Source organism: Bacillus sp. FSL W8-0640 (assembly GCF_038007725.1).
Taxonomy (GTDB): Bacteria; Bacillota; Bacilli; order Bacillales; family Bacillaceae_G; genus Bacillus_A; species Bacillus_A cereus.
In genome coordinates, this window is record NZ_JBBOXT010000001.1 from 2557406 (window position 1) to 2570037 (window position 12632).

Genomic DNA, 12632 nt, shown 5'->3' on the forward strand with positions numbered 1-12632 from the left:
ACATCCTCTATATAAGGGAGCTTACAATATTGAATGTCCAGTTAAAGGTTGTTACGAGAGAAAATTGGGAAGAAGCATTAAAACTACAAGTTAAAGAAAATCAGTTGAAATTTGTTCCATCCGTAGCAGTTTCGCTTGCTAAAGTATATATAAAACCAGATGGTGACAATGTAGAGTACATACCACTCGCTATATACGATGGTGACCTTATGGTTGGTTTTGTTATGCATGCTGTTGTAAGAGAGACATCAGATATGTATTGGATTAACGGATTTATTATTGATCAATCGCAGCAAGGTAATGGTTATGGAAAAGCAGCATTACAAGAAAGTATTAATATAATAAAAAATACTTTTAAATCGTGTAAAGAAATTAGATTAACAGTACATAAAGATAATATCTCTGCAAAGAAACTATATGAACGATATGGTTTCATATCATTAGGACAGGAGTATGATGGTGAGCAAGTATATCGTTTATTTGTTTAACTATTATGAAGTAAAGGTGTGAAATGAAATATGCAATTTACTGAATTGAAAATTGAAGTATTCATTCCTGAAGAATATATTGAAACATTAAGGGATGAATTAAATAAAATTGGAGCATGTAAAACGGGCGAATATGACCATTGTCTTTCCTATAGTTCAGTGAAAGGATATTGGAGACCTTTAGACGAGGCATCTCCTTTTAATGGAGAAATTGGTCGAATATGCGAAGGGCAAGAATGTAAAGTTGAAATAAAGTGTAAACGAGAACTTGTAAAAGATGCTCTTGAAGTTATTAATGATATGCATCCGTATGAAACACCTATGATTTATATTATACCAATACTAAATGACTATTTTGAGCAACTATACATTGAATAACTAGGAGGAATATCAATTGAAAAGTAAATTCCATCATATTGTACGAGCAGTCATGATAAAAGATGAAAAATTATTAGTTGCTGAATATATTGGCCATCATTATTTTTTACCTGGTGGCCATGTTGAAATTGGAGAATCAGTAGAGAATGCATTAATAAGAGAGTTAAGAGAAGAACTTGGAGTAAACTGTAGTATACAACAATTTTTAGGAGTCATAGAAAATCAATGGCAAGATAAAGAAGTGCTCCATCATGAAATTAATCACATTTTTGAAGTAGAGTCACAAGATTTACATACGGACTTAACACCGAAATCGAGCGAGTCTCATTTAGCATTTCACTGGATAGATTATAATAAAGAAGCCTTAAATCATTATGAAATCATGCCAATGCCTTTAGTGAAGGAATTACTAGAAAGAAAGTTAAGTGATGAACTACTAAATTGTTGGATTAGTAATTTTTAAATCACTTTATTTATAGTAAATACGTCCATCGAATAAATATAAAGAAAATAGGCTGAAAAACAAGGTACATCACCTAGTGTAAGTTCATATTTTGTTGATGTACGCATTTAGTCTATAGTCTTGTTTCTATTTTGTTTACAAAAATATATAAACTTTAACGTTTGGGCGAAATTTATATTTATAAATGGAGGGGTTCGTAATGAATCAGTTTCAACATGAATTACAAACATTAAACCTTAATGATTATCAAACTGGTAATGTTGTGTATTGGGATCAACAACAAAGCCAATATCCATATTATTACATCCAAGACGATGCACGTCGTTGTGGCGGATGCGGAGGTTGTGGTGGACGCTGTGGCGGTTGCGGCGGTGGCAGATGTGGTGGTTGCGTAGGTTGTGCCGGATGTTTTGGTTGCTTTAATTGCTGGAACTGGTGGATTATTTAAATATAGTACATCATTAATATTTTATATGAAAGAAAGGTGTAAATACTGTTTATACTTTTCTTTCATGCTGTAATTTTGATGTGTATTAAGGGGGATTTATTTGTATACATATGATAAGTTGATTTCTTGGGTAGAGGATATAAAAGAAAAAAATCATAGTTCTGCTACAGCAATTTGTATTATAAAAAATAATAAAGTCGTATTAGAGCATTATAGCGGTTATCACTCAAATACATCGACTAATAAAAAAGTAACCGCATCTTCGCAGTTCAACGTTGCTTCTGCTAGAAAAAGTTATTTAGGATTAATGATAGCGTATGCGCTTTACGAGGGGAAAATAAACTCTATTGATGATGAAGCGATAAAATATTTTAAAGACTTTAATCCTGCATTTCTTGGTAAAACAACGATAAGACATTTAGTAACACATTCGCACGGATTAGAAGAAATGAATGACGGGACAATTTTTCGTGAATTTGAACCGGGACAAGCATGGGCATATAGAGATATTAATGTAAGAATGATGACACGTCTTATTTATCAGCTATATAACAAAAGTTTTCCTGAATTGTTAAAGGAGCGTGTTTTTAAGCCTGCTAATTTTCAAGAAACAGGTTGGAGAGTTCAGCGAGATGAAAATTTAGTTGACGTTGTTAATAATCCAAATGAAGACGCGACTAGTGAAATTGGTACGGTAGATGACGGTACTGAAAAAAATCTGTTTGTCTCAGCTAGAGAATTTGCTTATTGGGGCAATCTTCATTTAAATCAAGGTGTGATAAACGGTAAGCAAATTGTTCCAAAAGAAGTTATAAAAATCGCTACGAGTTTGCAGAGTCCAACATATGTAAATAAAGAGCTACCACAAAATGGCTTGTTTTGGTTCGTTCAAAATGAACCTGCACAATTAAGCGAACTTGGTGAACGTGTTCCAAAAGGGTCATATCAAATATTAGGGATTACTGGACCGACTATTTTAGTAATACCTGAATATAATGTAGTTGTTGCAAAAATGTATAACAAAAGATATAACTACGGCGGTGATAATTACTTATATTATTTACGTGAATTTAGTAATTTAGTCGCTGATACATTTAGTAACGGTAATAGGGCATAATTACTCCTATAACAAAAAGGAGTGATTGTAAGTGAAAGATAAAGTGAACAAAAATAAAAAACAAAATATAAAAGATGTAAATACAGAGCAAAATGCAATTTATAGCGATCCTAAAGATGCAGCTAATATGCAAACTGTACCGCAGCCGAAGGATTTTGATGAAATCGAATATTAATTTTTCATCCGACTATATGATGAATGAAAAATACGTCTTAAGTCTCATCACATATAAGAAATTATTTGATAACATATATACATAAGCATTCGAAAATGGCTTATCTTAACAAAGCTTTCTTTAGAAACATCTGATATAACCTGCAAAAGACACTTCTTTATGAAGTGTCTTTTTGTGTATATGAACTTAATTACCATTTTCCGTACAGTATCTTGCAATTTACGATGGATATACTAACTGTGAAAATCTATGTCAAGATAAAAGAAGGGGACAGTTAGTATGAAACAAACTTCTATAAATCCGTTACTAATTGTTCTAGGTACAATCATTGTTCAAATTGGCCTTGGAACAATTTATACATGGAGTTTATTTAATCAACCCCTTGTAAGTAAGTTTGGATGGAATCTTAATTCAGTAGCGATAACTTTCTCTATAACAAGTTTTTCTTTATCATTCTCAACTTTATTTGCAGCAAAATTGCAGAAAAAATTAGGACTTCGGAAACTTATTGCTACTGCAGGAATTGTTTTAGGACTCGGCTTAATACTTAGTTCACAAGTTTCTTCCTTACCACTATTATATTTATTAGCTGGTGTTGTTGTTGGTTATGCGGATGGAACAGCTTATATTACATCACTATCTAATTTAATTAAATGGTTTCCAAATCGGAAAGGGCTTATTTCAGGTATATCTGTATCAGCGTATGGAATGGGCAGCTTAATCTTTAGATATATAAACGGAAATCTTATCGATAACCTTGGTGTATCACAAGCATTCTTATATTGGGGTATTATCGTGTTACTTTTAGTGTTAATCGGATCGTTCTTCTTACGTGAGGCAATTGTAAGTAATGCTGTAACTGAAACATTGCACAATGACTATACTCCGCGTGAAATGATGCGAACGAAACAAGTATATCTGCTATTTTTTATGTTATTCACCTCGTGTATGGGTGGTTTGTATTTAATCAGTATGGTAAAAGATATCGGTGTACAACTCGTTGGACTTAGCGCAGCAACCGCTGCAAACGCCGTTGCTATGATTGCAATTTTTAATACAGTAGGTAGAATTATTCTTGGGACGTTATCAGATAAAATCGGCCGAATGAAAATTGTCTCTGCAACGTTTATTATTATAGGATTGTCAGTCTTTACTTTAAGTTTTATTCCGCTAAATTACGGAATCTATTTTGCTTGTGTAGCAAGTGTCGCCTTTTGCTTCGGCGGTAATATAACTATATTCCCAGCTATTGTCGGAGATTTCTTTGGATTAAAAAACCATAGTACAAATTACGGGATTGTCTACCAAGGTTTCGGATTTGGTGCGCTTGCAGGATCATTTATTGGAGCGATACTCGGGGGATTTCAACCAACTTTCATTATAATCGGTGTTTTAAGTGTTATTTCCTTCATTATTTCAATATTAATCCGCCCACCAAATGTAGAAAAGAAAAAGGAACTAAAACATTTACATCGGAAAGTAGCTTAATTTTAAAAAGAGTCCTCATGTTAGGGCTCTTTTTTATTCCATTAACTTTGCTTCTTTACGAACTTATTAAAGACAGGACAATTTCATTATAAAATTGAATAGATAAGTAAAAAGGAGCGTGACACTTAAAATGAAAATAGTACAGCAGTGGGTACAAGAAGATAGTGATTACATAAGAGAGAAAGTAATTGAATACAATCAAAAATATCTTGCAGATGAAGAAAAAACACCTTCAGAAAAGGTTAGTTTCATAGTAAGAAATGAAAAAGAAGAAATAGTAGGTGGGGTAACAGCAATAACTTTTTGGCACCATGTACACGTTGACTTTCTATGGGTTTCTGAAGAATATAGGCATGAAGGTTACGGAAGCAAGTTAATAAAGCTTATTGAAGAATTTGCAATTGAAAAAGGGTGTAGGTTAATTAATTTAGATACTTTTAGTTTCCAAGCACCTGATTTTTATAAGAAACATGGATATAAAGTAATTGGAGTAAGTGAAGATCATCCGAAAGGACATAATCATTATTATTTAGAAAAACGGTTAAAAAGTATATAGAATTTGTTAACGTTAGTATTTGAAATACAAATGCAATAAGGGCGAGGTTATTATTAATTTCAGTATTAATTGAATCAATTTTTATACTAAAACTGCAAGAACGTACTTTGGATAATCTTCCTAAGGTACGTTCTTTTTTTATATCAGTAGCCTATTCTTATTAACTCCAACAATAGCGGTAAAGGCAAGACTTAACTAACTTATATATATTAAAAGGAGTTAATGGTAGAATGAATAGAAGGCAGAAAATTCCTTTTATTTAAAATAGAGGAGGTACATATGAAAAAAGTTAATGTTACATACGCGATTTTGTACGATAAAACTAATGAAAAGATCTTAATGGTAAAAAACAAAGGGGAAAATGGTTCTTATTATACATTACCAGGTGGCGCAGTTAAACTAGGAGAAACATTAGAAGAAGCAGTAATTCGAGAAGTAAAAGAAGAAACAGGGTTACATATAAACGTAAACGGGATTTGTTCTATCAGTGAAGCCTTTTTCGAGGAAAGAGATCATCATGCAATTTTCTTTAATTTTCTAGGCGAAATAATCGGCGGGGAGACATATATATCAAGGCCAAAAGAAATCGAAGAGATTACTTGGATGGAATTACATATAGCAGCACCGTATTTACGCATACCAGAACATTTACTATATTTATTACAAAAGAAAGAAACAGTACCTTATTTTTTTAACGGAACAATCGTTCATCAATCTTCATAAAAATATTATCTCATGTAAGGCGGGGGAAACATGGAGTTTATCGTTAATCACAAACAATTCACTCAAGCACTTTCAGAAGTCAACAAAGCAATATCAACAAAATCTTTAATTCCTATATTATCTGGTATAAAAATAACTGCAGATCAATCTGGAATTACTTTAATTGCAAGTAACTCAAATATTTTTATTGAAAAATTCATTCCTGTTTCAATTGAAGACGAAAAGATTGCAACTATTTTAAAGGTAGGAACTATTGTTGTACCTGCAAAGTATTTCATTGAAATAATAAAGAAAATGCCAAGTGATATCGCAATAAAAAGTAAGAATGAGCAAACTATTAAGATACAATCAGAAGAAATCACATTAAGTTTAAATGGATTTCCTGCAGATGAGTTTCCGAATGTACCGCTTATAGACAATCATGCAGAAATCAAGGTAGAGACAGAGCAATTGATTGAAGTATTTAAACAAACAGTCTTTGCGGTAGCAAAAAATGAATCTAGACCTGTTCTTACTGGGGTGCATATAGAGTTATCTAATAATAAGTTAATTTGCGCTGCAACTGACTCACATAGACTAGCGATACGCGAAACATTACTTTCCTCAGATGTAAAAGCAAATTGTATTGTACCAAGCGCAACCATTAGTGAACTTCTAAAATTAATGAACAGCAATTCGGAATTCGTATATATCTACCTTTCAGAGAATCATATTATATTTACGCTCGGAACAACTACATTATATTCAAGACTAATTGAAGGGAAATATCCTAATATTTCTAACCTTATTCCAAATGATTTTAAAACGATTATTAACGTAGATAGAAAAAAGATATTACAAGGTGTAGACCGATCAAGTTTATTAGCAAGTGAATGGGCTAATAACAATGTTAACTTAGAAATCATAAACGAATCCACAATTAAAATTTCTTCAAACGCTTCTCAAATTGGGAAAATATCTGAAACGCAACAAATAGATGCGATTCAAGGTGAAAAACAATTAAATATATCTTTCGATGGGCGTTTTATGGTTGATGCTTTAAGAGCAATAAAAGAAGAAACGATTACTTTAAGTTTTGGAGGTTCTATGCGACCGATATTGATTGAAGCAGGAGAGCAATCTGCAGCAGTACATCTTATATCGCCAGTAAGAGCTTATTAAGGATAGAGGAAGGGATTAATAGACAAAGCAGCAATGGTAATCTGAAATACAAAGCAAAATAATAATAACCTGAATATAAAAGCCATAGATTAATCGATATGGGGTGAGTACGATGAAGAAAATAATTGTTTTACTCATGGGTATAGTTTTAATTATTTTTGCTTTTTATCAATACAACAAAAAAGACTATGCAGCTAAAAGTACTAACTTGTATGTAGAAAACTTTAAAGGGGAAAATGATTCAATAAAAATACAATCTGCTATTAATAAAGCAGAGTCTAGTAAAATTAAAACTGTATTGCTTGATGATAAAAAGTATAAAATTACGTCACCAATCATTGTTAAAAAAGGTGTGAAATTATTATTTGGTTACGGATCCCACTTTGTAGTTGAGGGAAACTTTAGAGTTTTAGAACTAGAGAAAAACGCATCCATTGAAGGAGCGTATATAGCTATTGACGATCCTAAATTTAACTCTGAAGTTATTTATTTAGACGGTAAAAATAAATATTATAACACTTGGAACAAAACACAAATAAAAGATATAAATATTATCAATTGGACGGAAACGAATAAAGGTACCGGAATTTCTTTATACTCTGCTGGAAAAGAAAATGAAATTTCGTTTGTTAACTTCGAAAATATTAAAGTTGTAGGAATGGAAACTGGACTGAAATTAGTAGCGAAAAAACCGAGCACCGGACAAGCTTGGATAAATGCCAATCGTTTTATGAACTTTTCTTTAGAAGACTGTGTAAATATGATTTATATGGATAGTCAAGTAACTACGCCAAATGAAATTAGTGGGAATCAATTTACAAACCTTCAAATACAGCCTTCAAATAAAACAAAAAGCATTATACAGGTAAGTGGTCAACATAATGAATTTCATGGGATGGTGTGGGATTTAAATAAAATAAAACATGAAAACGAACTCATTGAACTGACTGATAAGAGTATGAATACAGTGGTTGAAATGTCCAGTGTACCAGCAAATAGAGTATTAGATAGTGGGAGATCCAATATAGTGAAATAAGTTTAAATACAGAAAAAAGAGCGAATTCTTTATAAGAGGATTCGCTCTTTTTATATTTTAAAATTAAATTTCCTTCCACCAAGCGGATAAAGGATAGTCTGTAGATTTTAACGTAATAGATTCGCCAATTTGTGGCGTTGTAATTTTAACTCCTAAACGGTTAGCTTCTTTCGTAACACGTTCTATCGGGTCACTCCATTCGTGTAATGCTAACGTAAAAGCACCCCAATGAATCGGAAGAAGTAATTCTCCTTTAACATCAATATGAGCTTGTACCGTTTCTTCAGGCAACATATGATAGCAGACCATCTCGGATCATATTGCCCGCATTCCATTAATGTAAGATCGAATGGACCGTATTTATCACCAATTTCCTTAAAGTGAGGGGCATAACCGCTATCACCACTAAAGAAAATTTTAGTCTCTTGACCAAGAATAAGCCATGAACACCATAATGAACGATCTCTATCTGTCATACCACGTCCAGAGAAATGCCTTGCAGGCGCACATACTAACTTAATATTATCAAACGTAATTTCGTCCCACCAATTATGCTCACTAATTTTACTAGGTGAAACACCCCATTTAATAAGATATTGTGCAACTCCAGTTGGAACATAAAAGTGTTTTGCGCGATTTTTTAACTGCATAATACTTTTGTAATTCAAATGATCATAGTGATTATGAGAAATGATAATCGCATCAATTTCTTGAAGGTCATCACGTTCTAAAGAAAAAGCACCACTATAACGCTTACTATTAAACAAGGGAAATGGGGAAGAGGCATCTCCAAACATCGGGTCTAATAACAGTTTTTTACCTTCTATTTTCAAAAGAGAAGCAGAATGGCCAAACCATGTAACACTCTCTAACGCTTCATTATCTTTATTTGATAAAACAACAGGCAAATCCTTTATAGGACGCAGCTTTGATTTTATTTTAAAGTAATCCGTCATTAAACTTATAATATCTTTCGGTTTAAAACTCATATCAGTATGAATTTGATTTGTATATTTCTTATTCATTCGTTCTCCTTTTTACGATTAACAATTTACGTATGTTGTTATTGTAGCTATTTGTAGTTTAAACTATATTATTTTACCTTTCATCTAAAATGCCTTGTATTTCATAAATCCGTCAAATTCATTATTTGTATCTATAAAGTACAAATCGCATAGCAGCAGCTAAGACAAATATTAAGTACATGTAAATTGTTTTTATTTAGTAAATTCCTTCTTATATGCAACAATTATGAACATACATGGAATCATGCCATGTAAATCATTAAATATTAAATTTCCATTCGTGCCTGAAGAATATTTACATCATTTTGTTCGTGGATATTTTGATGGGGATGGTTACGTCAAGTATGAAACGTATACAGTAAGCTTTGTAGGAGGATCATATAGCTTTATGAATTCTTTAAATCAGGTACTACAAAATCACAATTTACCAGCCGATTTACTAAATCAAAATAAACATTATCGCGTCATTTTAACCGGGAGAAAATCAATACAACTATTTTCAAATTGGATTTATAAAGACAAAGATATTTATTTGCATAGAAAATATGAAGAATTTCAGAAAGAAAGTCTAAGTCTAGATCAATTAAAAGATCGAAACCTAAAAAGAACCCAAGCTGCTGTTAAGCAGAGAAAACAAAATTTCCTTAAGGAATATATGAAAAATAAATGTATCGCTAAAACTTGTTCCATTTTAGAAATAAAGGAACCAACTTTTAAAAGTTGGTTGAAAAATGATAATCAATTTAAAAAAGACTATGAAAGAATTCATTCATTATAAAAATACAAAAAACCTTAGTATATCTATGCTAAGGTTTTTAATTTGAGATTATTAGAGGATACTTATTTTCGTTTATAGAAGTTAGTAAATACATAAATCTTACAATGAATTTACTAGTAAGGGAGGGGTTATGAAGTGTTTACTAATAATATTCCGGAGAATATATTACATACAGCTTATGAAGCTAAAATGATTTTCTCTGGAGATAATTCGCCATCTATAAAAATAAAAGGAACGAAACTTCAATATTTACTTGTAATGCTTCATCTTGGATCAGTAAAGATTTAGTCTTATTGTTTAATGAAAACGATAAATCTTTAAAAGAATACTTTGCCAGCAGCAGATACTCAAAAGAAATTACTTATGAAGAGTTTTTTATCTGGTGGTATCACTTTTTCTATACAAAAGTAACTGAAGAATTAATAAAACAAGGTGTAATTATAACAAGCACAAAAAAAATCAAACGTACATAATCCATCAATAACTTTAAATTAAAGTGCTAATACACTTTTACAAATGTAGCAGCTAAATCGATAAATAATTATTAGTAAATAGAGGATAATCTGAAATCAAAACCTAACATTAAGAAAATGAAATGTTTAAAGGGGAGAAGAGCCTTGCAAAAGAAATTTATCAATCCAGAAACGATGCCACCAACTTTTGGATACTCGCATGTAGTCGAAGTTACAAACGCTAAACGAACAATTTACATATCTGGACAAGTAGCGATTAACACTGACGGTCAAATAGTTGGAATTGACGATTTAGCTACACAAACGCGACAAGTATTCGAAAATATTAAAAGTGCATTGGAAACTTCGGAATTAAAATTTAATGATGTAGTCAAATTAACATTTTTCTTAACAGATATTTCTCAAATGGCCATTGTGAGAAATATTCGAGATCAATACATTGACACTAATAATCCACCAGCAAGTTCAGCTGTAGAAGTTAGAAAGTTAATTAACGATAACTTATTAATTGAAATCGAAGCAATCGCTGTAGCAAACTAGTTATAAAAAAATATTCGTCATCATAATACAATTCGTTTAAAATGAACAGATTAAACGAATTGTATTTTTATTATTTAAAATCTAATTTATATCCGAAAATATTATTATCAATGGCTAATAAAGCGAATAAATACATAACCAATCACACATTACTAATTCGGTGGAAAAGGGGATCATAATAAACACAACTAAAACTTAGTAAGTTTATTACTTTTTTACAGTTAACATAATATATATTATAGGCAGTTAAAGAAACAAAGCGATATCAGGTATCAAAAACCAAGTAAACTATACTTAATGAGACGAATCAGAGATTTTTAGTGAGATTCACATGAAATCTTATATAAACAAATTTCTTCAGTTTTTATCGTTTTTATTTGTTATAAATTCATCACAGCAAATCTTAATCAATAATCACTTAAGATTTAACGAATTAAAAACATTTTTGATTGGCAAGAAATTTTTATACAGAAAAATTATTTCTATACAAAATATAAATTAATAATTATATTTTGTATTTTCCTTAATGAATTGATTGCTATTTGCACACGTTTTACAACTTCACATTATTTGTTGTTATTTCTGTTATTTAGGCTTGACTTTCATTACACTCATTGTTTTTTTATTCTAGTTAACATAACACTTATTTTTAAAATAAAAAAATCCTCCTCACTTTATGTCCTTGATCTTTACATAAATCATCATACAGTTCGCCTAATTCTGTATTATTTTCTTCATCAACAATTTCTTCCCAATCAATGTTATCACTAAAAATCATTTCAAATCTATAATCTCTTGGTGTTACTGGTTGATAAGCTAACTCAAAATTCAGTTTTGCTGCTTCAGGTATGATAAAGTCTTCTAATTCTAAAGTGTTTAAATAACTAAAATCAGTAATTACCTTATTTAAATCTTCTATAATTGTAGAATGATAAATAATTCGAAAGTCTTTTTGGATTGTTGGATGATCAAAATCTGCTCCATAAAGCTCATCATCAGCACTTACGAAAAACTGTAACATTCCCTTTTGAGGCATATATTCAACATGCGGAATTTCTTCAAAGTTTAACTGCGCAAGTAGCATCATAGGTTGTCCATTTGAGTCTTTAGGATGCTCTTGATCTATAGGTAAATACGGATAACCACCAAACTTACTCTCAAAAAGTGTTGTCTCTGCTAATGTTCCAGACACTTTAACATACGGTTTTATACTTTCTTCTAAAATACTACGATACTGCTCTAGTTCTGTCGGAATTTGAAGTTGATACGTATTCTTCATCACATTTGCCTCCCTTTAGTAATGAATTGAAAATGCCTTACTTAATTATATAGCAAGAAATAGCTTTGTGAAAAATTGTTAAAAGTCCGTTTTCACCCTCGTTTTTTGCGCACTTGGTGGACAAAGTAAATTGTGTTCTAAAACCTTTTTATTAATAGTTCGAATTAAATCCGCTGCTTCTGCCGCATTTGTATTTTCTTTTAGTCTTTCTTTTAAATCGTCAATTTCTTTTGAAAGCTCAATCCACCTTGGTAAAACATGATTATTTGCTAAAGTTCTATAAAGTTGTTTTTCAGGATTGTAAGAAAGATCTTTATCGAGATTAAGAGGTTTACCTTTACCAGGTAAATTATCAAAAGCTCCTTTCTGTTCTGCTTGTTTAACGATAGAACTAATATGATCCTCATACGTATACGACCAAACTTTCTCATCTTTTACTAAAATCTCTTGCTTTTTTAGTTTTTTATCTAGTTCTTCTTGATTCATAGCTTCTCTCTCCTTTTT

At 31.2% G+C, this 12632-nt stretch carries 14 protein-coding genes and 4 pseudogenes; 15 read left to right on the forward strand and 3 right to left on the reverse strand.

Annotated elements, in window-relative coordinates; genetic code table 11:
- Window positions 1-29: 29 nt before the first annotated feature.
- The 11 genes from N2V80_RS13210 to N2V80_RS13260 all read left to right on the forward strand — a co-directional run bounded on the left by N2V80_RS13210 (window position 30) and on the right by N2V80_RS13260 (window position 8033).
- Window positions 30-488, forward strand: coding sequence for a GNAT family N-acetyltransferase (locus N2V80_RS13210; RefSeq protein ID WP_001102682.1), 459 nt, complete (start codon window positions 30-32; stop codon window positions 486-488).
- Between the two features lie 30 nt (window positions 489-518).
- A complete protein-coding gene (gene cutA / locus N2V80_RS13215) occupies window positions 519-866 on the forward strand; it encodes a divalent cation tolerance protein CutA (protein ID WP_001160775.1) in 348 nt (115 codons plus the stop codon).
- A gap of 16 nt (window positions 867-882) precedes the next feature.
- Window positions 883-1329: an NUDIX domain-containing protein gene (locus N2V80_RS13220; RefSeq protein WP_000836836.1), complete on the forward strand. Its 447-nt coding sequence runs from the start codon at window positions 883-885 to the stop codon at window positions 1327-1329.
- Between the two features lie 199 nt (window positions 1330-1528).
- On the forward strand, window positions 1529-1777 hold the full coding sequence (locus N2V80_RS13225) for a heterocycloanthracin/sonorensin family bacteriocin (RefSeq protein ID WP_061656030.1): 249 nt from the start codon (window positions 1529-1531) through the stop codon (window positions 1775-1777).
- Between the two features lie 100 nt (window positions 1778-1877).
- Entirely contained in the window at window positions 1878-2894 is a 1017-nt protein-coding gene (locus N2V80_RS13230) for a serine hydrolase domain-containing protein (RefSeq protein WP_061656029.1), read from the forward strand.
- A 31-nt stretch (window positions 2895-2925) separates the two neighbouring features.
- Window positions 2926-3069: a hypothetical protein gene (locus N2V80_RS13235; RefSeq protein WP_000653680.1), complete on the forward strand. Its 144-nt coding sequence runs from the start codon at window positions 2926-2928 to the stop codon at window positions 3067-3069.
- Between the two features lie 279 nt (window positions 3070-3348).
- Complete coding sequence (locus tag N2V80_RS13240; protein ID WP_000815136.1) at window positions 3349-4557, forward strand: L-lactate MFS transporter; 1209 nt, start codon at window positions 3349-3351, stop codon at window positions 4555-4557.
- 130 nt (window positions 4558-4687) lie between these two features.
- Complete coding sequence (locus N2V80_RS13245; RefSeq protein ID WP_000706906.1) at window positions 4688-5113, forward strand: GNAT family N-acetyltransferase; 426 nt, start codon at window positions 4688-4690, stop codon at window positions 5111-5113.
- Window positions 5114-5392: 279 nt separating this feature from the next.
- The gene (locus N2V80_RS13250) at window positions 5393-5836 is read left to right on the forward strand and encodes an NUDIX hydrolase (protein WP_000757608.1); all 444 of its coding nucleotides are present in this window, start codon (window positions 5393-5395) and stop codon (window positions 5834-5836) included.
- Between the two features lie 30 nt (window positions 5837-5866).
- On the forward strand, window positions 5867-6997 hold the full coding sequence (dnaN, locus tag N2V80_RS13255) for a DNA polymerase III subunit beta (protein ID WP_340979991.1): 1131 nt from the start codon (window positions 5867-5869) through the stop codon (window positions 6995-6997).
- Window positions 6998-7109: 112 nt separating this feature from the next.
- A complete protein-coding gene (locus N2V80_RS13260; protein WP_061654574.1) occupies window positions 7110-8033 on the forward strand; it encodes a hypothetical protein in 924 nt (307 codons plus the stop codon).
- Window positions 8034-8096: 63 nt separating this feature from the next.
- Here the strand turns inward: N2V80_RS13260 and N2V80_RS13265 are convergent.
- A pseudogene (locus tag N2V80_RS13265) lies at window positions 8097-9058 on the reverse strand (MBL fold metallo-hydrolase).
- A 223-nt stretch (window positions 9059-9281) separates the two neighbouring features.
- Here N2V80_RS13265 and N2V80_RS13270 point away from each other — a divergent pair.
- The 4 genes and pseudogenes from N2V80_RS13270 to N2V80_RS13285 form a co-directional block, all read left to right on the forward strand.
- Window positions 9282-9836 (forward strand): annotated as a pseudogene (locus N2V80_RS13270) (LAGLIDADG family homing endonuclease); the annotation flags it as partial.
- A gap of 135 nt (window positions 9837-9971) precedes the next feature.
- Window positions 9972-10124 (forward strand): hypothetical protein, encoded by a 153-nt coding sequence (locus tag N2V80_RS13275; protein ID WP_002005131.1) that lies wholly within the window; start codon window positions 9972-9974, stop codon window positions 10122-10124.
- A pseudogene (locus N2V80_RS13280) lies at window positions 10109-10320 on the forward strand (hypothetical protein); the annotation flags it as partial. The gene N2V80_RS13275 and the pseudogene N2V80_RS13280, both read left to right, overlap by 16 nt.
- Window positions 10321-10453: 133 nt before the next feature.
- Complete coding sequence (locus tag N2V80_RS13285) at window positions 10454-10849, forward strand: RidA family protein (protein ID WP_001169714.1); 396 nt, start codon at window positions 10454-10456, stop codon at window positions 10847-10849.
- Window positions 10850-11519: 670 nt separating this feature from the next.
- Here N2V80_RS13285 and N2V80_RS13290 read toward each other — a convergent pair.
- Both N2V80_RS13290 and N2V80_RS13295 read right to left on the reverse strand, forming a co-directional pair.
- Window positions 11520-12128: pseudogene (locus N2V80_RS13290) on the reverse strand (YwqG family protein); the annotation flags it as partial.
- A gap of 78 nt (window positions 12129-12206) precedes the next feature.
- Window positions 12207-12614 carry a DnaJ family domain-containing protein gene (locus N2V80_RS13295; protein WP_033667379.1) on the reverse strand — a complete coding sequence of 136 codons (408 nt, stop codon included), beginning with the start codon at window positions 12612-12614 and terminating at the stop codon, window positions 12207-12209.
- Between the last annotated feature and the right edge of the window lie 18 nt (window positions 12615-12632).